Annotated in this window: 25 protein-coding genes; 11 read left to right on the forward strand and 14 right to left on the reverse strand. The window is 63.7% G+C overall.

All coding sequences use genetic code 11. The features are described from left to right. From DBIPINDM_RS25780 to DBIPINDM_RS25790, 3 genes are all read left to right on the forward strand, one after another. The gene (locus DBIPINDM_RS25780) at nucleotides 1-330 is read left to right on the forward strand and encodes a hypothetical protein (RefSeq protein ID WP_258581838.1); all 330 of its coding nucleotides are present in this window, start codon (nucleotides 1-3) and stop codon (nucleotides 328-330) included. Then, nucleotides 327-1,607 (forward strand): MFS transporter, encoded by a 1,281-nt coding sequence (locus DBIPINDM_RS25785; protein ID WP_258581839.1) that lies wholly within the window; start codon nucleotides 327-329, stop codon nucleotides 1,605-1,607. The genes DBIPINDM_RS25780 and DBIPINDM_RS25785 overlap by 4 nt, the downstream gene beginning before the upstream one ends. A 148-nt stretch (nucleotides 1,608-1,755) precedes the next feature. Next, nucleotides 1,756-2,835 (forward strand): siderophore-interacting protein, encoded by a 1,080-nt coding sequence (locus DBIPINDM_RS25790; RefSeq protein ID WP_258581840.1) that lies wholly within the window; start codon nucleotides 1,756-1,758, stop codon nucleotides 2,833-2,835. 21 nt (nucleotides 2,836-2,856) lie between these two features. On the opposite strand, the gene DBIPINDM_RS25795 is transcribed toward DBIPINDM_RS25790, so the two are convergent. Continuing rightward, on the reverse strand, nucleotides 2,857-3,954 hold the full coding sequence (locus DBIPINDM_RS25795; protein ID WP_258581841.1) for an AbrB family transcriptional regulator: 1,098 nt from the start codon (nucleotides 3,952-3,954) through the stop codon (nucleotides 2,857-2,859). Between the two features lie 179 nt (nucleotides 3,955-4,133). On the opposite strand from DBIPINDM_RS25795, the gene DBIPINDM_RS25800 reads away from it, so the two are divergent. Continuing rightward, nucleotides 4,134-4,379, forward strand: a complete 246-nt coding sequence (locus DBIPINDM_RS25800; protein ID WP_095201961.1) for a type II toxin-antitoxin system ParD family antitoxin — start codon at nucleotides 4,134-4,136, stop codon at nucleotides 4,377-4,379. 17 nt (nucleotides 4,380-4,396) lie between these two features. After that, the gene (locus DBIPINDM_RS25805; protein ID WP_258581842.1) at nucleotides 4,397-4,696 is read left to right on the forward strand and encodes a type II toxin-antitoxin system RelE/ParE family toxin; all 300 of its coding nucleotides are present in this window, start codon (nucleotides 4,397-4,399) and stop codon (nucleotides 4,694-4,696) included. A 101-nt stretch (nucleotides 4,697-4,797) separates the two neighbouring features. Here the strand turns inward: DBIPINDM_RS25805 and DBIPINDM_RS25810 are convergent, their stop codons facing one another. The 3 genes from DBIPINDM_RS25810 to DBIPINDM_RS25820 form a co-directional block, all read right to left on the reverse strand. Next, nucleotides 4,798-5,106 carry a putative quinol monooxygenase gene (locus DBIPINDM_RS25810; protein WP_183462547.1) on the reverse strand — a complete coding sequence of 103 codons (309 nt, stop codon included), beginning with the start codon at nucleotides 5,104-5,106 and terminating at the stop codon, nucleotides 4,798-4,800. Between the two features lie 64 nt (nucleotides 5,107-5,170). Further along, entirely contained in the window at nucleotides 5,171-5,950 is a 780-nt protein-coding gene (locus DBIPINDM_RS25815) for an SDR family NAD(P)-dependent oxidoreductase (protein ID WP_258581843.1), read from the reverse strand. 64 nt (nucleotides 5,951-6,014) lie between these two features. Further along, a complete protein-coding gene (locus DBIPINDM_RS25820) occupies nucleotides 6,015-6,452 on the reverse strand; it encodes a DsrE family protein (protein WP_258581844.1) in 438 nt (145 codons plus the stop codon). Between the two features lie 96 nt (nucleotides 6,453-6,548). On the opposite strand from DBIPINDM_RS25820, the gene DBIPINDM_RS25825 reads away from it, so the two are divergent. The 3 genes from DBIPINDM_RS25825 (at nucleotide 6,549) to DBIPINDM_RS25835 (ending at nucleotide 8,347) form a co-directional block, all read left to right on the forward strand. Beyond that, the gene (locus DBIPINDM_RS25825) at nucleotides 6,549-7,652 is read left to right on the forward strand and encodes a hypothetical protein (RefSeq protein WP_258581845.1); all 1,104 of its coding nucleotides are present in this window, start codon (nucleotides 6,549-6,551) and stop codon (nucleotides 7,650-7,652) included. Between the two features lie 66 nt (nucleotides 7,653-7,718). After that, nucleotides 7,719-7,964: an antitoxin gene (locus tag DBIPINDM_RS25830; protein ID WP_258581846.1), complete on the forward strand. Its 246-nt coding sequence runs from the start codon at nucleotides 7,719-7,721 to the stop codon at nucleotides 7,962-7,964. Beyond that, nucleotides 7,961-8,347 (forward strand): type II toxin-antitoxin system VapC family toxin, encoded by a 387-nt coding sequence (locus tag DBIPINDM_RS25835; RefSeq protein WP_258581847.1) that lies wholly within the window; start codon nucleotides 7,961-7,963, stop codon nucleotides 8,345-8,347. Before DBIPINDM_RS25830 ends, DBIPINDM_RS25835 begins: the two co-directional genes overlap by 4 nt. Nucleotides 8,348-8,353: 6 nt before the next feature. Here the strand turns inward: DBIPINDM_RS25835 and DBIPINDM_RS25840 are convergent, their stop codons facing one another. From DBIPINDM_RS25840 to DBIPINDM_RS25850, 3 genes are all read right to left on the reverse strand, one after another. Then, a complete protein-coding gene (locus DBIPINDM_RS25840) occupies nucleotides 8,354-9,301 on the reverse strand; it encodes a cation diffusion facilitator family transporter (RefSeq protein ID WP_318036900.1) in 948 nt (315 codons plus the stop codon). Nucleotides 9,302-9,306: 5 nt separating this feature from the next. Further along, nucleotides 9,307-11,496 (reverse strand): anthranilate synthase, encoded by a 2,190-nt coding sequence (locus DBIPINDM_RS25845; protein WP_258581848.1) that lies wholly within the window; start codon nucleotides 11,494-11,496, stop codon nucleotides 9,307-9,309. A gap of 95 nt (nucleotides 11,497-11,591) precedes the next feature. Continuing rightward, on the reverse strand, nucleotides 11,592-11,786 hold the full coding sequence (locus tag DBIPINDM_RS25850) for a hypothetical protein (protein ID WP_258581849.1): 195 nt from the start codon (nucleotides 11,784-11,786) through the stop codon (nucleotides 11,592-11,594). Between the two features lie 28 nt (nucleotides 11,787-11,814). Between DBIPINDM_RS25850 and DBIPINDM_RS25855 the strand changes: the two genes are divergently transcribed. Then, nucleotides 11,815-12,585 (forward strand): isocitrate lyase/PEP mutase family protein, encoded by a 771-nt coding sequence (locus tag DBIPINDM_RS25855; RefSeq protein ID WP_258581850.1) that lies wholly within the window; start codon nucleotides 11,815-11,817, stop codon nucleotides 12,583-12,585. 264 nt (nucleotides 12,586-12,849) lie between these two features. Here DBIPINDM_RS25855 and DBIPINDM_RS25860 read toward each other — a convergent pair whose 3' ends face one another. The 4 genes from DBIPINDM_RS25860 to DBIPINDM_RS25875 form a co-directional block, all read right to left on the reverse strand. Then, nucleotides 12,850-13,905 carry a succinylglutamate desuccinylase/aspartoacylase family protein gene (locus DBIPINDM_RS25860; protein WP_258581851.1) on the reverse strand — a complete coding sequence of 352 codons (1,056 nt, stop codon included), beginning with the start codon at nucleotides 13,903-13,905 and terminating at the stop codon, nucleotides 12,850-12,852. Between the two features lie 88 nt (nucleotides 13,906-13,993). Continuing rightward, on the reverse strand, nucleotides 13,994-15,169 hold the full coding sequence (locus tag DBIPINDM_RS25865; RefSeq protein WP_258581852.1) for an MFS transporter: 1,176 nt from the start codon (nucleotides 15,167-15,169) through the stop codon (nucleotides 13,994-13,996). 111 nt (nucleotides 15,170-15,280) lie between these two features. Continuing rightward, nucleotides 15,281-16,657: an FAD-containing oxidoreductase gene (locus tag DBIPINDM_RS25870; RefSeq protein ID WP_258581853.1), complete on the reverse strand. Its 1,377-nt coding sequence runs from the start codon at nucleotides 16,655-16,657 to the stop codon at nucleotides 15,281-15,283. Further along, entirely contained in the window at nucleotides 16,654-17,115 is a 462-nt protein-coding gene (locus tag DBIPINDM_RS25875; RefSeq protein WP_258581854.1) for a DUF4126 domain-containing protein, read from the reverse strand. The genes DBIPINDM_RS25870 and DBIPINDM_RS25875 overlap by 4 nt, the downstream gene beginning before the upstream one ends. A gap of 139 nt (nucleotides 17,116-17,254) precedes the next feature. Here DBIPINDM_RS25875 and DBIPINDM_RS25880 point away from each other — a divergent pair, with 139 nt between their 5' ends. Then, the gene (locus DBIPINDM_RS25880; RefSeq protein WP_258581855.1) at nucleotides 17,255-17,812 is read left to right on the forward strand and encodes a sugar O-acetyltransferase; all 558 of its coding nucleotides are present in this window, start codon (nucleotides 17,255-17,257) and stop codon (nucleotides 17,810-17,812) included. A 17-nt stretch (nucleotides 17,813-17,829) separates the two neighbouring features. On the opposite strand, the gene DBIPINDM_RS25885 is transcribed toward DBIPINDM_RS25880, so the two are convergent. Beyond that, nucleotides 17,830-18,816, reverse strand: coding sequence for a GlxA family transcriptional regulator (locus tag DBIPINDM_RS25885; protein ID WP_258581856.1), 987 nt, complete (start codon nucleotides 18,814-18,816; stop codon nucleotides 17,830-17,832). 128 nt (nucleotides 18,817-18,944) lie between these two features. On the opposite strand from DBIPINDM_RS25885, the gene DBIPINDM_RS25890 reads away from it, so the two are divergent. After that, nucleotides 18,945-19,589 (forward strand): cysteine hydrolase family protein, encoded by a 645-nt coding sequence (locus tag DBIPINDM_RS25890; protein ID WP_258581857.1) that lies wholly within the window; start codon nucleotides 18,945-18,947, stop codon nucleotides 19,587-19,589. Between the two features lie 64 nt (nucleotides 19,590-19,653). On the opposite strand, the gene DBIPINDM_RS25895 is transcribed toward DBIPINDM_RS25890, so the two are convergent. After that, nucleotides 19,654-21,333: a formate--tetrahydrofolate ligase gene (locus DBIPINDM_RS25895; protein ID WP_258581858.1), complete on the reverse strand. Its 1,680-nt coding sequence runs from the start codon at nucleotides 21,331-21,333 to the stop codon at nucleotides 19,654-19,656. A gap of 314 nt (nucleotides 21,334-21,647) precedes the next feature. Beyond that, a complete protein-coding gene (locus tag DBIPINDM_RS25900) occupies nucleotides 21,648-22,772 on the reverse strand; it encodes a DUF2333 family protein (protein WP_258581859.1) in 1,125 nt (374 codons plus the stop codon). Between the last annotated feature and the right edge of the window lie 90 nt (nucleotides 22,773-22,862).

Raw genomic sequence — 22,862 nt, forward strand, 5'->3', positions numbered from 1 at the left:
ATGCAATGGATCGACTGCGTGTCCTATTTCTTCGGCGGCGCCGTGCTGACCAACGCCGTGCCGCATTTCGTCAGTGGCGTGATGGGGCGGCCTTTTCAAAGTCCCTTCGCCAAGCCGCGCGGCCAGGGGCATTCTTCCTCGACCGTGAACGTGCTGTGGGGATTTCTGAACCTGGCGATCGGTTATCTCCTGGTGCTCCGTGTCGGAGATTTCGACCTGCGATCCGCGGCTGACGTCCTTGCGCTGGGGCTGGGCACCCTCCTGATGGGCGTGGCGATGGCACGCATGTTCGGCCGCTTCAACGGCGGCAATTCCCCGGCCGACGGATGAGTGGTCCGGCAAAAGGCACGTTCCGTTCGCTGGCCAATTTCAATTACCGAGTCTGGGCCGGCGGCGCGATCGTGTCCAATGTGGGAACGTGGATGCAGCGTACCGCGCAGGACTGGGTGGTGCTGACGCAACTGACCCACAACAACGCGACCGCCATGGGCGTGGTGATGGCGCTGCAGTTTGCTCCGCAGATCCTGCTGCTGCCATGGACCGGCTTTGCCGCCGATCATCTCGACCGGCGCAAGCTGCTGCTCGCCACGCAGGGCGCGATGGGCCTGCTTGCGCTCGGCCTCGGCCTGCTCACCGTCGCCGGGCTCGTGCAGTTGTGGCACGTCTATGTGTTCGCCTTCCTGCTTGGCTGCACGACAGCGTTCGATGCGCCGGCGCGCCAGACATTCGTCTCGGATCTGGTTGGCGAGGCAGACCTGTCGAATGCCGTGGCGCTGAATTCCACCTCGTTCAATGTCGCGCGCATGATCGGGCCCGCGGTCGCCGGCGCCCTTATCGCTTCCATCGGCTCCGGCTGGGTCTTCCTGATCAACGCTGCATCGTTTGCCGCTGTCCTTGCCTCGCTCGGCCTGCTGCGTGTCGGCAAGCTTCACCTGAAGGACAAGGCGCAGCGGAGCCGCGGCAGCCTTGCCGAGGGCTTTGCCTATGTGTGGAAGCGTCCTGATCTCAAAGCCATCCTTCTGATGCTCTTCCTGATCGGCACGTTTGGGCTCAACTTCCCGATCTTCATTTCGACCATGTCCGTCTCCGTCTTTCACGCGGGCGCCGGCCAATACGGGCTGCTGACGTCGACCATGGCGATCGGATCGGTCAGCGGCGCGCTGCTGGCCGCCCGGCGCGAGCAACCCCGCCTGGCGTTTCTTCTGGCGGGTGCCGCGATCTTTGGTCTGGGCTTCAGCCTGGCCGCTGTCACGCCCAACTACTGGCTGTTTGGCCTCGCGCTCGTTGTCATCGGCATCTCTGCGCAGACGATGACCACCTCGACGATCAGCCTGGTGCAGCTCTCGACCGAGCCCGCCATGCGTGGGCGCGTGATGGCGATCCTGCTGGCCACAACGCTGGGCGGCACCGCTCTCGGCGCGCCGGTGGTCGGCTGGGTGGCCGATGATGTCGGCCCGCGCTGGGCGCTTGGCGTGGCCGCCATTGCCGGCTTTGCGGCTGTTATCGTCGGGGTTCGCTATCTCGCGACGTATCGCCAGCTGCGCGTGCGGATCGAGGCCGGGCGTTTGCGCTTTGACCTCGATGGCGGCAAAGCCGAGCCGGCATAGGCCGCCTTCTCCGGCGTCCTGATAAAATATGATTACTGAAGTCAAGTTTCTGTGGAAACCCTGGCGACGCTGTGGCATGCCCGGCGATGGCGAAGAGGCCGAGATATTTCGGTGGCTTCGTTTGAACTGCTATCGAAGGATTTCAGCGATGGACCAGTCGAGCGCGCAGACCCGCATCAGCGATGCGGCAATCAGGTCGGCGATCGAGCGCCTGCGCGCCGAGCACGGCGAATTCGAGATCGAAACCGGCGCTGCCGACCGATGGGAGCTTCGCCTGTATTACGGGTCTTTGAGCGCCACGCTCGAAGGCGACGCCATGCTGATCCGCGTCGCGGCAACAGACGAAACCTGCCTCTCCTACATGAAGATGACGGTCGCCGGCCATGTCGCCCAGCATCTCGGCACGGCCAGTGGATTGCGCTGGCAAGGCGACGGCAGCGATGCCGGCACGCCGGTCTTCTTCCGCGAGATCACGGTGGTGTCGTCGACGCGGATTTCGCCGCATATGCAGCGCCTGCGCTTCGCCGGCACGGACCTCGGCCGCTTCACCCATGGCGGCCTCCACATGCGGCTGCTGTTGCCGCCACGTGGCCGGCGGCCAGTCTGGCCCTCCATGGGCACTGACGGCCTACTTGTCTGGCCCTCGGGCGAGGATGCGCTCACCATACGGGTCTACACGATCCGGGCGATCGATTCGGCAAGCGGCTGGCTCGATGTCGATTTCGTGCTGCACCCCGGCCAGGATACGCCGGCCGCCACCTTTGCGCAGAACGCCCAGGCGGGAGACGTGATCGGGATGATCGGACCCGGTGGCGGCGATGCACCGAAAGCGCAGACCCTGTTTCTCATCGGTGACGATACCGCGCTGCCGGCCATTGGCAGGATCCTCGAGCAGCCGCCGCCGTCAACTCAAGTGGAGGCGCTCATCGAGGTCGATGGTCCTGACGACCGGATCGCGCTGCCGCAAGGCGAGACCATCGCCATCAGCTGGCTCTACCGGCATGGCCGCGACGCTGGCACCGCCAGTCTGCTGCCGGCAGCCCTGCGCGGGCGCAGCCACGCCGCACTTGCCGACGGCCTTTTCGTCTGGGCCGGATGCGAATTCACCGACTTCCGCGAGATCCGCAGGATCGTGCGCAGGGAATGGGGCCTGCCACGCGACAGGCATCTGGTCACCGCCTATTGGCGCCGCGGCGCGCAGGGCGAAAATGGGGGTGGCGAGGAGTAGGGCTCCGATGGGGAAAAGCCGTCAGTCCCGGATGCTTCTCGCCACCAGCCGAGCAACGCTCGGGCCGACAAGCAGCACGATCAGGAAGCGCGCCGATTGCAGCGCCATGACGAAGGAGATGTCGACGTTCTGCGCCGCGGCGGCGATGATGGCGACGCTGTCCATGCCGCCGGGGCTGGTCGCCAGATAGGCGGTCAGCGGATCTATGCCGAGCAGGTGGCTGATCAGGAAGGCGAGCCCGCCGCAAAAGGCGATCAGCGCCACGATCGAGGCGATGATCTGCGGCAGCGCGCGTGTCGCATGGCGCAGGATCGGCCTGGTGAAGTTCAGCCCGATCGACCAGCCGACCATGGCGTAGCTGACCGCCAGCAGCCATGGCGGCAACTGCATCTCGATGCCAAGGCCGAGATGGATGACGGCGCCGAAGATGAAGGTACCGAGGAAGAAGGGCGAGGGCAGCCGGCACAGCTTGCCCGCCAGGCCGCCGACCAGCGCGATGCCTGACGTGGCGGCGAAGGCTTGGGCATCGATCGGCGGAAACCAGATGATCGGCGTGATTTCGATGCCCGACGTGTCGACCCACATCTTGGCGACGAGAGCCGCCGTCATCGAGACGAAGATGACGCGCAGATACTGCATGAAGGCGACGAGGCGCTGATCGGCGCCGAACGCGCCAGCCATCAGCACCATGGCGGTGGCCGCACCTGGCGAGGAGCCCCAGACGGCGGTGGTGCCGGGCAGGATGCGCCAGCGGCTGGTCAGCCAGCCGAGCAGGCTGGAGGCTGCGACTGTCGCAATCACCACGCCCAGGAACAGCGGCCATTCCTGGTAGAAGACGGGAAAGATGTCGGCCGAGATCGACGCGAGGCAGCCGACAATGGCCTGGGCGGAGCCGAACAGCAGGCGCGGCACCCGCACCGTAGCGCCATTGGTGCCGGCGATGATCGCCGCCAGCATCGGCCCGATCAGCAGCGCCGCCGGCAGAGCGGCGAGTTCGAGCGCGCCGGCAAACAGGGCGGAAATGGTGAGCAGGACCAGCCATTGCCAAGGCTTGCCCATCCGCGCCATGCGCTCGGTGGCGGGCTGGTCAGGGGATGGCTGCTGGGCCGAGGAATCCATGTTTCGGTCTTAGACCCGGCCGCGAAAATACGAACCCTTGCGGCGAAAATGGGCACGATTTCTCTCAGTTGGCGACGCTGGCTTGGAGTCTACGTCAGTACGGGCATTTTCACGCTGATGTCAGTAATTGCGCAAATTTTGTTATTTGCGTATAATGAAAGGGACAAGGAGGTACACCTATGAACGTATCATTGGGAGATCGTTGGGAAAATTTTGTCTCCGACATCGTCAAGCTTGGCCGCTACGGCTCGGCCAGTGAAGTCGTGCGCGAGGGGCTGCGCCTGGTCGAAGAACGCGAGGAAAAGCTGAAGGCTTTACGCGCTATGCTTGACAAATCGTTTGCTGAGGGTGGTGAAGCCACCGAACAGGACATTGATGCATCTTTAGACGCCAAGGCGGCACAGCTCGCAAAGGAAGGTCTCTAGGGGTGCCACGCCTTCGCATGCTCCCTTCAGCCCAAGCAGACTTGGTCGGTCTTCTTGAGCATATCGCTCGAGAAAGCGGCAACCTCGAAATCGCGAGACGGTTTGTAGAGGTCTTGCGTCAAAAATGTCGCGACCTCGCGACATTGCCAGCCACTATCGGGCGTGCGCGACACGAACTCAGACCTGACGTGAGAAGCTACGCATTTCGCGGATATGTGATCTTCTTCCGTTATCGGGACGATTTCTTCGAAGTCGCCAACATAATCGAGGGGCATCGAGATATTGACGCTCTGTTTTCTAAAGCAGAGGGTGACTGAGGAGTATTCCGTATCAATGCCACTATCCTCAGCGCCGTGCCGACGCGCGCTAGCGCCCGGCCATGGGTCCGCATTCGAGAATGCGCTTGCTCTGTTGAGGCTCAGCCCGTCTTGCCGTCAGCCAAGCCAAAGCCGCCGACGGGGTGGGTTTCCACCTGGAACTCGAAGCCGGCGATGAAGGGGCGCGCCTTGGCGATGGCCGCTTGGACTTCCGGAAGTTGCAGCGAGGCCTTGTGGCTTTCGGCGTCGGTCCACACTTCGGTGACCCAGATCGCATCGGCATCCGCGGGGTCGCGGGCGATGATGTAACTCAGGCAGCCGGGCAAGGCACCGGTGCTGGCGCGCAGGACGTCCATGACCGCGTCGCGCTGGCCGCGCGATGCCCGCATCTTGCCGATCAGTCCGTACATTCTGTTGTCTCCCCTTCAAAGTCTCCGACAAGAGTATGCGGACCTTCAGTATGCAGATAGCCGGTCACGGCATCAACTGGCCGCCATTCACCTCGATCACCTGGCCGGTGATGTAGCCGCTCAGCAGGTCCGACGACAGGAACAGATAGGCGCCGACGCAGTCTTCCGCCGTGCCGGCGCGGCCCTGCGGAATGGTGGCGACCATGCCCTTGATCTGCTCGTCGGTCGAATAGCGCTCGTGGAACGGGGTCAGGATCGTGCCCGGCGCCACGGCGTTGACGCGGATGCCGAAGCCGATCAGTTCCTTGGCCATGCCGCGTGTCACATTGGAGACGAAGGCCTTGGCCGAACCGTAGAGACCGGCGCCACCGCCGGCGCCATTGCGCGCGGCGATCGACGAGGTGTTGACGATGAAGCCGCCCTGCTTCTTCAGCCACGGGATGGCCTTGCGCGAGGCTGTCAGCACCGAACGGGCGTTGAGGTCCATCACCGCGTCGTAGTGCGCTTCGGTCTGCTCGGCATAGGGCACGCGGCCAAGCATGCCGCCGGCATTGTTGACCAGCCCGTCGAGGCGGCCGAAATGCTGCGCGCTGTCCTCGACGACGCGTTCGACATCGGCGGCAACGGAAAAATCGCCCTGGACGAGGAACACTTCGCCGCCGCTGTCGGCAATGGTCTTGCCCAGTTTCTCGGCGGCATCGCGGCTCGAATTGTAATGCAGCGCCACCCTGGATTTCTGCGCGGCATAGGCCAGCGCCAGTGCTGCGCCTATGCCGGTAGAAGCGCCGGTGACCAGCACCGCCTTGCCGGCGAGATCGGGAATGGTAAGCGCGGTCGTGGACACTGCTGGTCCTCCGGAGGGTTTCGGCGAGACCAGCCGTTCCCGGCCCCGGAGTCAAGACTGTGCACTATGGCCGGAGATAGGCATAGCCCTGGCTTTGCAGTTCCGCGAGCTTGACGACGCCACCCTTGTCGGCGGCATGGAAACCGTCGAGCAGATCGGCGAGCGAAATGTCCATGCCGCGCATGGTGTTGGCGCAGGCCTGCGGCACGAGCCCTTGCTGCACCAGGCCGGCCAAGCGACCCGAGACCGCGGCCGATATGCCCTTCGACTTGAAGGCGGCCAGGGCCGGGCCGTGGACAACCAGCACGATGTCGACATTGCCGCCGGTGCCCTCATAGTGGTTCTTGATGTTGCCGAGCACGAAGTTGACCTTGTCGGGATCGCTCAGGTGATAGGCGACCTTCAGCTTGGCCGGCTCCGTGGCCGCGGCCTGCACTGCCCGCAAGCCAAGAAGCGTTCCGGTTCCGGCAAGAACCGCGCGGAACATGTCGCGTCGGCGCATGGCATCCTCCCTGGATTTCACCGCAATTTGCGTGGCTGCGGCCGTAATACTAGCATAAATTGACGTTACGTCCTGCCGATGCGAGGAGAGGGTCACATGACGTTCAGGGCAGGGGCATGGAAGACAATTGCCGGCGCGGGGTTTGGCGTTGTGTTGCTCGGGTTGCTGGCAGGCACGGCTGTCGCCGACGACGCGCTTAAACTTAGGGAACTCAGCCCGAACGGGGCGGACGCCTGTTTCGGCCGTGTCTACGACCCGGCGCATCTCAAGGCGCATCCGAAGCAGAAAGTGGCGCGGATTTTCTTCTACTACGGCCATGACCCGGTCAGCCGGCCGAACGAGGAACCGACCGCGAATTCGGACACCTCCTACAATGGCTTTGTCACCACGACGGTGCGGGGCGCCAAGGCGCCGCAATGGGCCAGCGGCTGGTGCAATCACGAGTCCGAAGACGGCACATCAGGCCCGATCCGCTGCGGCATGGATTGCGACCGCACGCTGGCCTCGCTGAAGGTCGACGACAAGGGCCGGGTGCTGCTGTCCGACCTGTCGCCCGATATTTACCTCGATCCGGATTCGGAGGAACAACTCGGCAAGGCGGAATATGACAGGCAGGCGCTCGGCTCCGAGGACGACAATTTCCGCCTCGACCCGATGCCGGTCGCGACCTGCCAGGCGGAGTTCGCGCGCATCGATCCGATCGACCCGGCGCTCGGGGCCCCGCTGCGCGAGCGGCTGAAGCCTGACCAGCCCTTCTGCTATGGCCGCGATTATGATGCGGCGCATATGAGCTCACACCCCAACCAGCTGACGCAGTCGATCCGGGTTTTTCGAGGGCCGGTGGAACTCGCTTCCTACGCTTCGAGCGGTGACGCCGCCAATTGGCCTGATGGCGCCGACATCGCCGTTTCGGTCACGACGCGCCTGAAGCCGGGCAAGGTCACGCAGACCTATTCCTGCCAGGGCGAGGCCGACCAGTGGCGTTGTGCGGCAAGCTCGAAGCTGAGCGATTTCTCCTGCGACATTGCGCAGAAGGAGATCTTCCTCAAGCGCGGCGCCAATGGCATGATGATGCTGGCCAACCCCAACAGCAGCCTGGCGATCGTCGATCTCTGCTCAAAGGCCGCCGACGGCAAGACGAAGTCGGACGACAAGGTCTACCGACTGGAGCCGATGCCGCAATCGGCCTGCGCGCCGTGAGGTCGGACTTGTCTACGTCGTCTTGAAGGGATATATCTTTGCTATATCTCACTTGAGGATAGCATGATGGACAAGGCAAAAGTGTTCTGGTCGGGACGATCACAGGCTGTGCGACTGCCCAAGGAGTTCCGTTTCGAAACAGACGAGGTTTCGATTCGCCGTCATGGGCAAACCGTCATCCTGGAGCCGCTTGCGCAGGATTGGGCGTGGCTCGACCAAGTGATCGGACCAGTTGACAACGATTTCGCCGAGGCAGCGCTGGAACACCAGGACGGGCAGGATCGACCTGCCTTGGATGACGTCTTCAAGTGATCTACCTGCTCGACACCAATGCCGTTATCGCAGTCATCAAGGGTGATGAGGGTCTGCTGGCTCTGCTCAAACAGCATACGCCGCAGGACTTTGCTCTCTCTGCGATCGTCCTGCACGAACTGTACTATGGTGCTGAAAAGAGCCAGCGAAAAGCCGAGAATTTAACGCGCATCGAAGCTCTGCAGTTCCCCGTTCTGGAATTCGACCGGGAAGACGCGAGACATGCCGGAGAGATTCGAGCAACGCTTGCGACACTGGGAACTCCGATTGGTCCCTACGATGCGTTGATTGGCGGGCAGGCGCGTGCTCGGAACCTCACGCTGGTGACCCGCAACGTCAGGGAATTCGAGCGGATCAAAGCTCTTTTTGTCAAGACGTGGTGAGCCGCATCAAGCAAACGGCACGGCCGTCGTGCCCTTCGGCAACTTCGCCTCGTCGTCAGGCTCGACGTGGATGGTGACGCGCACCGAGGGGATTTCGGCCTTCAGCGCATCCTCGATGCGGTCGCAGATGACGTGGCTGGCGCCGACCGACATGTCGGCGTCGACGACCAGATGGAACTCGATGAAGGTGGCGCGGCCGGCGATGCGGGTCTTCAGGTCATGCACCTCCAGCGCGCCCTTGCAATTGGCCGAGATGACGTCGCGGATGTGCATATGCTCCTGGGTGTCGACGGCGCGGTCCATCAGGCCGTTCATCGACGAGCCGATGACATGCCAGCCCTGCCACAGGATGTTGAGCGCGACGATGACAGCGAGTGCCGGATCGAGGATCTGCCAGCCGGTCAGGATCGCCCCGACCAGGCCGCCGAAGACGCCGATCGAGGTGACGACGTCGGTCATGATGTGATTGCCGTCGGCGACCAGCGCCGGCGATTTCTCGGCCCTGCCGGCGCGGATCAGCGTCCAGGCCCAGAAGGCATTGATGACCGTGGCAATACCGTTGACGGCAAGGCCGTTCCAGGGCTTTTCCAGCGGCGCCGGCGCCTGCCAGGAGCGCCAGACCTCGTTGAGAATCAGCAAAGCCGCGAGCACGATCAGCACGCCTTCCAGCACGGCCGAGAAATACTCGGCCTTGTGATGGCCGAACGGATGGTCCTGGTCCGCCGGCTTGTAGCTGACCTGGATCGCCCAGAAGGCGGCGCCCGAGGCAATGACGTTGACGATCGATTCCAGTGCATCGGAATAGAGCGCGACAGAGCCGGTCACGTACCAGGCGGCGGCTTTCAGCGCGAGCACGACAAAGGCGACCACGATCGACCAGAAGGCAAGGTTGGCAACCCTGCGCTTCGCGGCCGCCTTGGCTGCGATCGCCATCGTGTTCTCGGCTTCGGCCATCGAGGTCAGGCTGCCTTTTCCTTGGCCTTGCGGGGCAGGTGGGCGACGATGTTCTCGATGATGCGCATGCCGGCATTGTGGCCGAGCGTCATGATCGATTCCGGGTGGAACTGCACCGCGGCGATCGGCTCCTTGCGGTGCTCGAAGGCCATGATGACGCCGTCCTCTGTCTCGGCCGTGACGATGAAATCATCAGGCAGCCGCACCGGATCGGCGAAGATCGAGTGGTAGCGGCCGACGGTCACTTCCTTGGGCAGGCCGGAGAAGATGATGCCCGGCTTCGAGACGCGGATGCGCGAGGGCTTGCCGTGCATGGGAATATGCAGTTGGCGCAGCTCCCCGCCATAGGCCTCGGCCAGCGCCTGCAGGCCAAGGCAGACGCCGAAGATCGGCAGGTCGCGGGCGCGGGCCTTCTTGATGGTCGCGGCGCAGTCGAAATCCTTCGGCGTGCCCGGTCCTGGCGACAGCACGACAAGGTCGGGCTTCAGCCGGTCGAAGACTTCCTCCGGCACCGGCGTGCGCACGGTCGAGACATTGGCGCCCGTCTGGCGGAAGTAGTTGGCCAGCGTGTGGACGAAGGAGTCTTCATGGTCGACGAGCAGGATGTTGACGCCGTCGCCGACGCGCGCGGTGGTGCGCTCGGTGCTGGCTGAGTTGCCCGTCTTGGCGTCGCGAATGGCGGAGAGCATGGCGGATGCCTTCAGTTCGGTTTCGGCTTCTTCTTCCTCGGGAATGCTGTCGAACAGCAATGTGGCGCCGGCGCGCACTTCGGCGATGCCGTCCTTGATGCGGATGGTGCGCAAGGTGAGGCCGGTGTTCATGTCGCCGTTGAAATTGACCATGCCGATGGCGCCGCCATACCAGGCGCGGGGGCTTTTCTCGTTCTGCTCGATGAAGCGCATGGCCCACAGTTTCGGCGCGCCGGTGACGGTAACCGCCCAGGCGTGCGAGAGGAAGGCGTCGAAGGCGTCCATGCCTTCGCGCAGCCGCCCCTCGATGTGATCGACGGTGTGGATCAGGCGTGAATACATCTCGATCTGGCGGCGGCCGATGACTCGCACCGAACCCGGCTCGCAGACCCGCGACTTGTCGTTGCGGTCGACGTCCGAGCACATGGTCAGCTCGGACTCGTCCTTCTTGGAGTTGAGCAGCTTCAGGATCTGCTCGCTATCCGAAATCGCATCGTCGCCGCGCTTGATGGTGCCGGAGATCGGGCAGGTCTCGACGCGGCGGCCATTGACGCGCACGAACATTTCGGGCGACGCGCCGATCAGATATTCGCCTTCGCCCAGATTGATGAAAAAGGAATAGGGCGAGGGGTTGATCGACTTCAGCTTGCGCGAGATCTCGGATGGCTGCGTCTCGCAGCGCTCATAGAACATCTGGCCGGGAACGACCTCGAACAGGTCGCCGCGCTTGAAACTATCCATCGCCTTGCGCACGAGATTGGCGTATTCGCCGGGCTCATGGTCGCCGCGTGGCGGAATGCGGTCGGCGGTCTTGAACGGTTCGGCGATTTCGTCGCGCGACAGGCCTTCGGTCGAAAAACCCTCGCCTGAATAGTCGTAGCGGTCGGTCCAGGCTTTGGCTGAATAATGGTCGACGACCAGGATCTCGTCGGGCAGGAACAGGACGAGGTCGCGCTGGCTCGGCTTGCGCCCGAGCTTGTAGTCGACCGGGTCGAACTGGAAGGCAAGGTCGTAGCCGAAGGCGCCATAGAGGCCGAGATTGGCGTCTTCCTCGGTTTTGAACAACGCGGTGATGGCGCGCAGCACGGTAAACACCGAAGGCACGCGGCTGCGTTCCTCCTCGGTGAAGACACGGCCTGGCTTGGCGACACCGAGGCGGATCAGCGTCTTCGTCGTCTCGGCGATGGTGATGTCGGCAAGGCTACCGAGCGTCTTGCCGATGACCGGCAACAGCGCCTCGCCACGGCGGTTCAGCGCCTCGATGCGCATGGCGCGGCCGCGCGCGGAAATCACCAGCGGCGGATCGATGATGGCGGTGTCCCAGCGCGTGTAGCGGCCGGGATATTCGTAATTGGAGGAAAACACCGCACCCCGGCGCGAGTTCAAGCCATCGACATAGGTATCGATCGCGCCTGCATAGGGCCGGTCATGGCGCTCGCGGGTGATGGTGATGCCACCCGCGGTCACGAAGCTTTCAGCGCCGTTTTCCAGAACCTTCATCGTCATTGCCGTCTCCATCAGCTTGTTGGGGCAACGGACCCGGGACTGGCTTGGAAAAACAAATGGCCGCCCGGACTTTCCGTTGCGGCCACCCTCTCTTTTCACGCACGCGCGTTCGAACAGGCCGCTGTCAGCAGGCCCACCACCAAATGGTCTTGGTCGAACGCATGTTCATGGCGAAATCCATAGCGGCGAAAAACCGGATGCGCAACAGGTTTGAAAAGTCTGTTCAGTGGCCGCCGCTTCTCGGTCTCTGGCACATCGCCACAGCCGGTGGCGTTGCCTACACTATACATCCAATATCCAGAGAACGGGAAAATACCAATGACCGATCAGGCTGAGCGCGCGCGGACGTTCCATTCCCTTCACGTCAAGGGCAACCCGATCGTTCTCTACAATGCCTGGGATCCGGGCTCGGCCAAGATCGTCGAGAAGGCGGGCGCCAAGGCGATCGCGACGGGAAGCTGGCCTGTGGCGGCCGCCTTTGGCTATGCCGATGGCGAGAAAATCCCGCTGGAACTGGCGCTCGACAACATCAAGCGTATCGTGGCGGCGGTCGACCTGCCGGTGACCATGGACCTAGAAGGTGGTTACGGCGTCGAGCCGGAAGTCGTTGCCCAGACGGTGACACGCGCCCTGCAGGCTGGTGCCATCGGCTTCAATTTCGAGGACCAGATCGTTGGCGGCACCGGCCTGCACGAAATCGCCGTGCAGGTGAAGCGGGTCGAAGCCGCTGCAGCGGCGGTCAAGGCCTCCGGCATTCCGGCTTTCCTCAACGCCCGCACCGACATCTTCCTCAAGGCGAAGCCCGATGCGCATGACAGGGCATTGCTCGACCAGGCGATCGAGCGGGCGCATGCCTATGAGAAGGCCGGAGCGAGCGGCTTCTTTGCGGCCGGCCTCGGTGACGAGGGACTGATCGAGGCGCTGTGCAAGGCCACGGCGCTGCCGGTCAACATCATCGCATTGGCGCATGTGCCGCCACGCCAGCGGCTGGCCGAACTCGGCGTCGCCCGCATCAGCCATGGTCCGGTGCCGTATCGGCAAATGGCCGAATGGCTGGAGGCCAAGGCGCGGCTGGCGATCTCCGGATAGTGCTGCTGCATGCGGCAGCCAGTCGGGATGAGGCGAAGCCTCCCAACGTCATCATCCCCTGGCGAAGCTCCGTCGCGGAGACCCTGAGATCCATGCCGCGACCTTAGACCTTGGATGCAGCGGAGCAGAAATTCCGCACCGCCGCGGCGCTCAGAAGTAACGGCATGGATTCTAGGGTCTGCGCCGCGTCGCTTCGCTCCTTGCTCCGCCCTAGAATGACGAAGCTATGGGGTGCCTGGGTAAAGCGAGCAGGCAGATGCTTCCTCAATCCTCCAGCGTACCCGACCTCGCATCGGCGCTCTTCCTGTCGCCAACCAGCTTCAGCAGATCCTCGCCGGCGCGGATGATGCGCCGCGAGCGGCGGGTCAGGATGATGCCGTCCTGCGGCGCGAACACTTCGGCGCGGCCGTCGGTTTCGCCGGGCGCGTGGACGATGGTGGCGAGGCGATCGCCACGGGCGACGTGGTCGCCGGGCTTCACGTCGTAGAGCACCGCACCCGCCCGGGGCGAAGGCATCATGTCGATGTTTTCCAAGGGAGCGACGACACCCTTGAAAGGACCGGGCGCAGGCAGCGCGTTGTCGATGACCACGCCGCGCGCCACCAGCAGCCGGTATAGGCCCTCGGCGTCGGCAGCGGCGAGCGCACCATCGACATCGAGGATGCCGCGATATTCGACCGTGGTGGCGACGCGACGGTCGAACTTCGCCACATCGGCGGGGACATTCTGGTAGGGCATGATCGAGGCGCCCTCGAAGGTGCCGTCAGTGTCCTCGCTCCACAGCACGACCGCATCGACGCCCATGGCGGCGGCGCAATCGGCCATCGCCGGCCACAGGCTGGTGTGGACGTAGAGATAGGCGAGACCCTCATCGTCGCAATGCAGGTCGAGCACGATGTCGTGGCCGAGCGACAGCTGCACCAGGCGTGACTTCAGCCGCTGATCGGCGCCACCGAAGCTGGTGTCGGGCAAGAGCTTGGCGTCGGGCGCGGCAAGCAGCGGAAAGGCGCGGTTGAAATTGGTGCGGGTGCCCAGATGAAAGCGGCCCTGGTGTTCGCCGAAATGATATTGCGCGCGGCCGATCGGGTTGGCCCAGGGCACGATGGTGATATCGCCCTTGATGCGGCCCTCGGCTGCGGCCTTGTCCAGCGTCGGCATCAATGCGTCGATGGCGACGACGCCCGGCAGTTCGCCGGCATGGAGGGCCGCCTGCAGATAGGCCGAGGGTGCCGCTTTATCGGTGCCGGCGAAGCGGAACACCGGGAATTCAAAGGACACGCCCTCGCTGTCACCGGCGATGCGTTCGATCGATTTCTGCATGACTTCCTCCATCAAGAGCAAGAAGACATGCCCATTTGAGGCTATCGATGTCGATTGGTCCAGCCGGCCGCGCTATGGGCGCAAGAGGTTACTCTGCGGCAGCCTGAAGTGGGACAGGCGCGCGCCGGTCCAGCGCCTGCGACAGCACCGCAACGGTTACAGCCAGCAAAGCGAGCACCGCGCCGACCAGTGGCAGGTGGGCGTAGGAGACGCCGGCCGAAAGGGCCACGCCGCCGATCCAGGCGCCGCTGGCATTGCCGACATTGAAGGCGCCCTGGTTCAGCGTGGCGGCAAGGTTCGGTCCCTCGGACGCGGCCTCGACGACGCGAATCTGCAGCGGCGGCACGACGACGAAGATGAGCAGGCCCCACAGGAAGACGATGCCGATGGCGACACTGGCGATGGCGCCGAACTGCATGAAACCGACGAACAGCACCGCCATCAACAGCAGCGTGCCGATGACGGTCGGCATTAGCTTCCAGTCTGCCAGCCGGCCGCCGATGATGTTGCCGATGGTCATGCCGGCGCCGAACAGCAAAAGCACCCAGGTAACCGCAGAGGTCGACAGGCCGGACACGTCGGTGAGGTAGGGTTTTATGTAGGTGAAGACGGCAAACAGGCTGGCCGAGGCAAGGGAAGCGATGAGCATCGCCAGCCAGACCTGCAGCTTGCCCAGCACCCGCAACTCGCCGCGCAGGCCGCCGCCGCTCGGCTCAGTGACATCGGACGGCACCAGCCAGGCGATGGCGGCGACCGAGATCAGACCAATGCCGACGACGGCGATGAATGTGGAGCGCCAGCCGAAAGCTTCGCCTAGCGCTGTGCCGGCGGGAACGCCCAGAATGTTGGAAAGCGTCAGGCCGGCGAACATCAGCGCCATGGCGCTGGCGCGCTTGTTGCGCGGCACCAGGCTGGCGGCAACGACCGAGCCGATGCCGAAGAAAGCGCCGTGGCCAAAAGCGGTGAAGACGCGCGCGGCCATCAGCGTCCAATAGTCCGGCGCGATGGCGCAGAACAGATTGCCGACGACGAACGACGCAGTCAGCCCGACCAGCACCGGCTTGCGCGGCAGATGCGCGGTGGCCATGGCGACGATCGGCGCGCCGAAGACGACGCCCAGCGCATAGCCGGTGACCAGCAGCCCGGCCGAAGGGATCGACACGCCTAGGTCGGCGGCGACCTCCGGCAGCAGGCCCATGATGACGAATTCGGTGGTGCCGATGCAGAAGGACGCAATGGCAAGCGCAAGGATCGGCAAAGGCATGGGGTGTCCAGACTGAATCGGTTCAATTTGGAGATTGAACGAGGAGCTAAGCCATGCACAATGCACATTGCTGCAATGCACCAATGCAGAAAGTCTGGAGCTTGAGATGCCTCAGGCCAGCGGCTTCAACTCCTGCGCAATCGTGGGCAGCAGTTCCGAGACGGTGGGATGGATGTGCACCGCGCGCGCCAGCGTGTCGACCGGTGCCTTGGCGTACATCAAATCGAGCACGCAATGCACCGCCTCGTCGCCGCCGGGGCCGAGCACCGAGCAGCCGAGGATTTCCCTGGTGTCGGCATCGACAAGGATCTTCATGAAGCCTTGCGTCTCGCCCTTTTCGACGGCGCGGCCGACGCGGGTCATCGGTCGCTGGCCGACCAGCGCGCGGCGTCCGGATTTCTTCACCGCCGCTTCCGTCATGCCGCAGCGGCCGAGTGGTGGATCGATGTAGAGCGCGTAAGCCTCGATGCGGTCGCTGACTTTGCGCGGATCATTGTCGAGCAGATTGGCGGCGACGATCTCGTAGTCATTGTAGGAGGTGTGGGTGAAGGCGCCCTTGCCGTTGCAGTCGCCCATCGCCCAGATGCCCGGCACGCTGGTGCGCAACTGGTCGTCGACGATAATGGCACCACGTTTGTCGACGGCGACGCCGGCTCTGTCGAGGCCGAGATCGTCGGTGTTGAGGGTGCGCCCCAGCGCCAGCAGCACATGCGAACCGACAGCCGGCGGCTTGCCGGCCGAGAAGGTCACGGCGATGTCGGTACCTTGTTTGGCGAAGCCGATGTCGTCGGCGCCGACATGGACCGCGATGCCTTCGTTTTCGAGAATGGACAGGATGGTGGCCGAGACGTCCTCGTCCTCACGGCCGGTCAGGCGCGGGCTCTTTTCGACGACGGTGACGTCCGAGCCGAAGCGGCGGAACATCTGCGCGAATTCGAGCGAGATGTAGCTGCCGCCGACGACAATCAAATGGCGCGGCAGGACGTCGAGATCCATCATCGAGGAATTGGTCAGGTAGTCGATGTCATGGATGCCGGGCAGGTCGGGCACGGAGGCTCGGCCGCCGGTGTTGAGGAAGATCTTTTCGGCGGTCAGAAGATCGTCGCCGATGCGCACCGTGTTGGCGGATTCGAAGCGCGCATGGCCGCGATAGAGGGTGCATTTGTCCATGCTGGCGATCCAGCTTTCCAGCCCGGTGCGGGAGGCGCCCGAAACCTTGTCCTTGCGCGCCTTGATCGCCTTATAGTCGACGCCGACAGGGCCACTGAGCGTCACGCCATAGTCGGCGGCGCGTCGCGCCAGATGCGCGGCATAGGCACTCGCCACCATCGTCTTGGTCGGGATGCAGCCGGTGTTGACACAGGTGCCGCCGACCAGCTTGCGCTCGATCAGCGCCACGCTCATGCCGGCTGCGTTCAGCCTGCCGGCGAGCGGTGTGCCGGCCTGTCCGGCGCCGATGATGATGGCGTCGAAAGTCTTCTCCGTCATGCCACCGCCGCCACGATCAGCAGGCCGCCGATGATCGCCACCGCGTCCTCGATGAAGGCGGCGGGCGGGTCCTTGCCGAAAGCGGCCGCCAGCCGGCCGCGCGCTTCGGCCCCACCCAGCGTGCCGATGACCGCGCCGATGGCGCCGGCAATCAGGCCGCCGATGGTGGAACCACCCGTTGCGCCGATCACCGCGCCGGTGAAAGCGCCCATGATGATGCGGGCGCCGAATTGCTGTGGCACTTTACGGCTTGGCGTCGACGGCAGCTGGTCGGTGACGAGCTCGACGATGGCCAGGATGGTGAAGATGCCGACAGCAGCCCAATGGCTCATGAAGCTGGCCCAGGTGCCGGCAACCGGCAGCCAGCCGAGCCAGGCGCCCCAGGCGACCGCGGCCGGCGCGGTCATGGCGCGCAGACCGGCAATGACGCCGATCAGAAGTGCAAGAAGATAGAGCATGTTGATCCCCTCGATCCCCGGGCCAGGACGGCCTTGAGACGGCAGGCTACCATAGGTCCGATATTTGACCAGTACTTGGATTGGCGCTTTTCTGCTGGTCGCAACTATGCTTTGCAATGACGTCAATTGGAGACCTGCCATGGCTGCAAGCGAGCGCGCGAAGATGGCGGCCGGCGAATGGTACTCTTGCCTCGATGACGAGTTGGAGGCGCTGCGCGTCACGGCGCGCGACGCGGTGTTCGCGCACAATTGCCTGCCGCCGCGGCAGCGCGGCAATCTCGGGCCAGGCCTCAAGGCATTGCTCGGGAAGGTGGGCGAGGGCGCCCGTGTCGAGGCGCCGTTCCACTGCGCTTATGGCTTCAACATCTTTCTCGGCGACGGCGTCTTCCTCAATGCCGGCTGCACCATTCTCGACACGGCAAGCGTGCGCATCGGCAAGGGGACGCTGCTTGGTCCCAATGTGCAGATCTACTGCGCCGAGCACCACAGGCAAGCGGCAGGGCGGCAAGCGGGACTGGAGATCGCCAGGCCGGTCGAGATCGGCGCCAATGCCTGGATCGGCGGCAGCACCATCATCCTTGGCGGCGTCAGCATCGGCGAGGGCGCCATCGTCGGTGCTGGCGCGGTGGTGACGCGTGACGTAGCTGCGAACACGACGGTGGTTGGTAATCCAGCGCGGGCCGTCAAGCGCGACTGAATTCCCTTGGCATGCGATCAGGCCTGCGCCACCCGTTCGTCCCGATCTACCCGCCTGGAAAACTCGCGCCGATATTGCACCGGCGATGTCCTGAGCCTTGCCGCAAAATGCTGGCGCAGCGAGGTGGCGCTGCCGAAGCCGGCTTCGAAGGCGACGATATCCATCGATTTCTCCGTCGCTTCCAGCAACCGTTGCGCCAGTTCGATCCGCTGGCTGGTCAGCCAATCGCCAAAACTGGTGCCGATCGATTTCTGGAAGCGGCGGGTGAATGTACGTCGTGTCAGACCGGCGGCCTCGGCTACGCTGTCGAGGCTGTGCGCTTCGCCGAGCGTTGCGCGCACTGCGTCGAGAGCCTGGGTGAAACGGTCGGCATTGGCGCTTTTTGCCACGGGGCGCTCTATGAATTGCGCCTGTCCGCCCTGTCGGTGTGGGGACAGAACGATCTGGCGGGCGAGCCGGAGTGCGGCCTCAGCGCCATAGCGGGCGCGCACGATGTGGAGGCAGCAGTCGAGGCCGGCGGCGACGCCCGCCGAGGTCACCACATCGCCATTGTCGACATAGAGCACCGTGGCATCGACAGCGATGTCGGGATGGAGTTTTTGCAGCCGCTCGGCATAGGCCCAGTGCGTCGCAGCACCGCGACCTGAAAGCAGCCCGGCAGCGGCGATGGCAAAGGTCCCGAGACACAGGCCGACGATCAATGCGCCATGCTCGTGCGCCTGACGCAGCGCCTTTATCAGCAGCGGCGATGGTGGCTCGCCGAGATGATGCCAGCTTGGGATGATGACGATGTCGGCGCCATCGAGCCCGTCGAGCCCGTGCGGCGCGGCAACCGTCAGCCCGGCTTCGGTATGGACGGGGCCGGCCTTGAGCGCGCAGATGCGGAATTCGAAGCGCGGCAGACCAAGGGATGTTCTGTCCTCACCGAACACCAGGCATGGCACGGAGAGATGGAACGGGCTGATGCCATCGAAGGCGAGGACGGCAATGATCGGGGCGGTCATGGGCTACTTCCGCTAGTGAAAAGCGGATTGTCCCAATTCTTTCGAGTGATGTCAATCGGGCCACTTTTGGCCGCTCGTCGACTGGCCTATTTTCGGCCCATCGCATTCAAGCCGGAAAGGAAAACACCATGTCTGACCCAGCCAACACCACGCCGCGCCGCGCGCTGATCGTCGTCGACGTCCAGAATGATTATGATGGCGGCAACCTGGCCATCCAGCATCCGCCCTTCCGCGACAGCGTCGTCAATGTGGCACGCGCCATGGATGCCGCGGCGGCGGCCGGCATCAAGGTGGTTGTTATCAAGCAGATGGCGCCCGAAACCTCGCCGATCTTCGCCAAGGGCAGTCACGGCGGCGAACTCCACCCGGAAATCGCCAGGCGCGGCCGTGACCATTATGTCGAGAAGAACCTGCCCTCAGCCTTCACCGGCACCGACCTCGAAGAGTGGCTGCGCGCCAACGCCATCGATACGCTCACGGTGGTCGGCTACATGACGCATAATTGCGACCTGTCGACCATCATCCACGCTGTCCATATGGGGTTTGCGGTCGAGTTCCTGTCCGACGCGACCGGCGCGGTGCCCTATGCCAACAGCGCCGGCTATGCCTCGGCCGAGGAGATCCACCGCGTGGTGACGATCATCCTGCAGTCGCGCTTCGCCGCGGTGCTCAAGACCGCCGAATGGGTCGAGTGCCTGAAGACCGGCGCCTTGCCGGAGCGTGACACGATCTATGCGTCCAACCAGCGGGCGCTGGCGCGCGCCGCGGCGTAAAATCCCTGGAAACAGAAAGGGCGCCGCAGCGATGCGGCGCCCTTTCGCTTGTCGGGACAAAAGATCAGAACAGGCCTTCGATCTGGCCGGCCTCGTTGAGGAAGATCTTTTCCGAGGACGGTGCCTTGGGCAGGCCGGGCATGGTCATGACCTCGCCGCAGATGATGACGACGAAGCCCGCACCCGCCGAAAGCCTGACCTCGCGCACCGGCACGGTGTGGCCGGTCGGCGCGCCGCGCAGGTTCGGGTCGGTCGAGAAGGAGTACTGGGTCTTGGCCATGCAGACCGGCAGATTGCCGTAGCCGGCTTGCTCCCAGGCGTGCAACTGGTCGCGCACCGACTTGTCGGCGATCGCCTCCGAGCCGCGATAGATGCGCTGGACGATGGTGTTGATCTTCTCGAAAAGCGGCATCGCATCCGGATAGAGCGGCGCGAACTGCGAGGCGCCGGATTCGGCCAGCGCCACCACCTTGTTGGCAAGCTCCTCGATGCCTGCCGAGCCCTTGGCCCAATGCTTGCACAGGATCGCCTCTTCGCCCATCGAGGCGACGTAGTCCTTCATCGCCTGGATTTCGGCGTCGGTGTCGGAATAGAAGTGGTTGATGGCAACCACCGCCGGCACGCCGAACTGGCGGATGTTCTCGATGTGGCGGCCGAGATTGGCGCAGCCCTTCTTCACCGCCTCGATGTTTTCCTTGCCGAGGTCTTCCTTCTTGACGCCGCCATTCATCTTCATGGCGCGCACGGTGGCGACGATGACGGCGGCTGCCGGCTTGAGGCCCGCCTTGCGGCACTTGATGTCGAAGAATTTTTCAGCGCCGAGATCGGCGCCGAAACCGGCTTCGGTGACGACATAGTCGGCAAGCTTGAGAGCCGTCGTGGTGGCGACGACCGAGTTGCAGCCATGGGCGATGTTGGCGAACGGACCGCCATGAACGAAGGCCGGGTTGTTCTCCAACGTCTGCACCAGGTTCGGCTGCATGGCGTCCTTCAAAAGCACGGCCATGGCGCCGTCGGCCTTCAGGTCGCGGGCGTAGACCGGCGACTTGTCGCGGCGGTAGGCGACGATGATGTCGCCGAGGCGCTTTTCCAGGTCCTTCAGGTCGGTAGACAGGCACAGGATGGCCATGACTTCCGAGGCGACGGTGATGTCGAAGCCGCCCTCGCGCGGAAAGCCGTTGGCGACGCCGCCGAGCGAACAGATCATCTCGCGCAACGCCCGGTCGTTCATGTCCATGACGCGGCGCCAGACGACACGACGGGTGTCGATGCCGAGCTCATTGCCCCAGTAGATGTGGTTGTCGATCAGCGCCGAGAGCAGATTGTGCGCAGTGGTGATGGCGTGGAAGTCGCCGGTGAAATGGAGGTTCATGTCCTCCATCGGCACGACCTGCGCATAGCCGCCGCCGGCGGCACCGCCCTTGACGCCGAAGTTCGGGCCAAGCGAAGCCTCGCGGATGCAGACGATCGCCTTCTTGCCGATGCGGTTGAGGCCATCGCCGAGGCCGACGGTGGTGGTGGTCTTGCCTTCACCGGCCGGGGTCGGGTTGATGGCGGTGACCAGGATCAGCTTGCCGTCCTTGTTGCCCTTCACCGACTTGATGAATTCGGCCGATATTTTGGCCTTGTCGTGGCCATAGGGCAGCAGATGTTCGGTCGGGATGCCGATCTTTTGGCCGATCTCCTGGATCTGCTTTTTGTTCGCGGCGCGCGCGATCTCGATGTCGGACTTCACTTCGGCCATGATGGCTTTCCTCTGGACTGAACGGTGGAGGGGACGGGGTTGAGCTCTATCGCAAGCAGGTTGAAACCGGGCGCGCGGGCATGTTCTAACCCTGTCGCTGCCGTGGCGTCAACTTCCATGCAACTATGTTTCCTATAGAGAAAATTCTTCTGCGGCCGGCCGACCTGTCCTCGGTTCTTTCTGGCTCCGCTTGCCGCGCCGTATAGAAGCCAGAGCAAGGGCGCTTCCGCCGTCTCAAAACAGCCGCACAATGCACGGAATGCGACAGAGGCGACGGCGCAAATTCGCCATCGCTAGAGTTGCGACCGGTGTGCCTACTGCGTCAGCACGTTGCTGATTTCGACCATGTTGGAGCGCACACGCAGGATGTAGAAGCCCATTGTCGTCAGGTGCGTCGGCAAGAGCCAGCCGTCCTCGCGGCCATTGGCGATGATGAAGGGCTGAATGCGCAGCGCCGAGACGAATTGCGCGTCCATCGTGTCCCACAGGCTCTGCAGGTGCTTTTCCTTGATGACATCCTCGAAATCGGCCTGGGCGCCCTTCATCAGGCCGTAATAGGCATAGAGCTGGCCATAGGCGAACCAGTAGCGGTCGTCGGCGCGGGTGTCGAACCAGCCATTGTTGTGGTTCTCGGCACGCTCCTTGAGGATGGCCGAGGTCGAGCCGATGTCCGATGCGATGCGGTCGATATACTGCTTCAGATTGTCGGCGCGGGCATCGAAAGTGGCCTGGCAGGTGGCCAGCCTTGCGTTGAACGAGCGCAGCTTGCGCACCGCGTCGCGATAATAGCTCGGGGTCGGCGTCTTCGGGCCGAACGGGCTGACGCCGAAATACCAGGTGTACTCGTCGAACTGCAGATTGCCGCGCGCGTCTTGCAGATCGGCATCGATCTGGGAGGTCGTGCGCACGCGGCCGAGATTGTCGGCAAGCTCGGTCGCGGTGCGCCGCACAGCCTGGTTGATGCCACGCTGGAACGAGGCCTTGTTGTCCATCCACGGCGTATCGTCCCAGTTGATGCCGAACAGGCCGAGCTTGTAGAGGATCATCGACGAGATCCAGGCATTCTGGTTGACGTTGAAGTCGGTCAAGTCGGCCGCGATCTGGGCAATGCCGGAGTTGCCGCAAGTCTTGGCCGTATCGGTGCCGGTGCCGGCGGCCACCTGCTCACCGGCGGAAACGTTGCGCTTCTCGAACGTGTAGGTGTCTGGATAGTTCGGGTTGAAATTGTTCCACCACTGGGTGGCGTAGAAGAAGTTGGCGTAGAGGCCGATCAGCACCAGCAGGGCCAGGCCGAACACGGCCTTGAGGATCCAGCCGCGCTGCGTGTACCAGCGGCCGGCCCACAGGAACGGCCACAGGATGACGCCGATCAACAGGCCGATGCCGCGGCCGATCCATTGGAAAATCCGGGTGAAGAAGTTCACGATCGGATCGAGCATGGCTGTGTCACCCCCTCAAAGCATGATGCCAAAAAGTTGCAGGCTTTTTGGGTAAAATCATGCGCAAAAACAATTAGAACGAAATGACGG

Source organism: Mesorhizobium sp. AR02 (assembly GCF_024746835.1).
Classification (GTDB): Bacteria; Pseudomonadota; Alphaproteobacteria; order Rhizobiales; family Rhizobiaceae; genus Mesorhizobium.

What these genes read in the sequence shown, in the direction of transcription:
- DBIPINDM_RS25785 (WP_258581839.1), top strand. Translation starts at nt 327, where the DNA reads ATGAGTGGTCCGGCAAAAGGCACGTTCCGTTCGCTGGCCAATTTCAAT.
- DBIPINDM_RS25810 (WP_183462547.1), bottom strand. Translation starts at nt 5,106, where the DNA reads ATGTACGGACTGATCGGCAAGATGCGGGCATCGCGCGGCCAGCGCGAC.
- DBIPINDM_RS25850 (WP_258581849.1), bottom strand. Translation starts at nt 11,786, where the DNA reads ATGTATAGTGTAGGCAACGCCACCGGCTGTGGCGATGTGCCAGAGACC.
- DBIPINDM_RS25865 (WP_258581852.1), bottom strand. Translation starts at nt 15,169, where the DNA reads ATGCCTTTGCCGATCCTTGCGCTTGCCATTGCGTCCTTCTGCATCGGC.
- DBIPINDM_RS25800 (WP_095201961.1), top strand. Translation starts at nt 4,134, where the DNA reads ATGAACGTATCATTGGGAGATCGTTGGGAAAATTTTGTCTCCGACATC.
- DBIPINDM_RS25855 (WP_258581850.1), top strand. Translation starts at nt 11,815, where the DNA reads ATGACCGATCAGGCTGAGCGCGCGCGGACGTTCCATTCCCTTCACGTC.
- DBIPINDM_RS25840 (WP_318036900.1), bottom strand. Translation starts at nt 9,301, where the DNA reads ATGGCCGAAGCCGAGAACACGATGGCGATCGCAGCCAAGGCGGCCGCG.
- DBIPINDM_RS25825 (WP_258581845.1), top strand. Translation starts at nt 6,549, where the DNA reads ATGACGTTCAGGGCAGGGGCATGGAAGACAATTGCCGGCGCGGGGTTT.
- DBIPINDM_RS25880 (WP_258581855.1), top strand. Translation starts at nt 17,255, where the DNA reads ATGGCTGCAAGCGAGCGCGCGAAGATGGCGGCCGGCGAATGGTACTCT.
- DBIPINDM_RS25860 (WP_258581851.1), bottom strand. Translation starts at nt 13,905, where the DNA reads ATGCAGAAATCGATCGAACGCATCGCCGGTGACAGCGAGGGCGTGTCC.
- DBIPINDM_RS25890 (WP_258581857.1), top strand. Translation starts at nt 18,945, where the DNA reads ATGTCTGACCCAGCCAACACCACGCCGCGCCGCGCGCTGATCGTCGTC.
- DBIPINDM_RS25875 (WP_258581854.1), bottom strand. Translation starts at nt 17,115, where the DNA reads ATGCTCTATCTTCTTGCACTTCTGATCGGCGTCATTGCCGGTCTGCGC.
- DBIPINDM_RS25870 (WP_258581853.1), bottom strand. Translation starts at nt 16,657, where the DNA reads ATGACGGAGAAGACTTTCGACGCCATCATCATCGGCGCCGGACAGGCC.
- DBIPINDM_RS25845 (WP_258581848.1), bottom strand. Translation starts at nt 11,496, where the DNA reads ATGACGATGAAGGTTCTGGAAAACGGCGCTGAAAGCTTCGTGACCGCG.
- DBIPINDM_RS25885 (WP_258581856.1), bottom strand. Translation starts at nt 18,816, where the DNA reads ATGACCGCCCCGATCATTGCCGTCCTCGCCTTCGATGGCATCAGCCCG.
- DBIPINDM_RS25895 (WP_258581858.1), bottom strand. Translation starts at nt 21,333, where the DNA reads ATGGCCGAAGTGAAGTCCGACATCGAGATCGCGCGCGCCGCGAACAAA.
- DBIPINDM_RS25780 (WP_258581838.1), top strand. Translation starts at nt 1, where the DNA reads ATGCAATGGATCGACTGCGTGTCCTATTTCTTCGGCGGCGCCGTGCTG.
- DBIPINDM_RS25795 (WP_258581841.1), bottom strand. Translation starts at nt 3,954, where the DNA reads ATGGATTCCTCGGCCCAGCAGCCATCCCCTGACCAGCCCGCCACCGAG.
- DBIPINDM_RS25820 (WP_258581844.1), bottom strand. Translation starts at nt 6,452, where the DNA reads ATGCGCCGACGCGACATGTTCCGCGCGGTTCTTGCCGGAACCGGAACG.
- DBIPINDM_RS25790 (WP_258581840.1), top strand. Translation starts at nt 1,756, where the DNA reads ATGGACCAGTCGAGCGCGCAGACCCGCATCAGCGATGCGGCAATCAGG.
- DBIPINDM_RS25805 (WP_258581842.1), top strand. Translation starts at nt 4,397, where the DNA reads ATGCTCCCTTCAGCCCAAGCAGACTTGGTCGGTCTTCTTGAGCATATC.
- DBIPINDM_RS25830 (WP_258581846.1), top strand. Translation starts at nt 7,719, where the DNA reads ATGGACAAGGCAAAAGTGTTCTGGTCGGGACGATCACAGGCTGTGCGA.
- DBIPINDM_RS25900 (WP_258581859.1), bottom strand. Translation starts at nt 22,772, where the DNA reads ATGCTCGATCCGATCGTGAACTTCTTCACCCGGATTTTCCAATGGATC.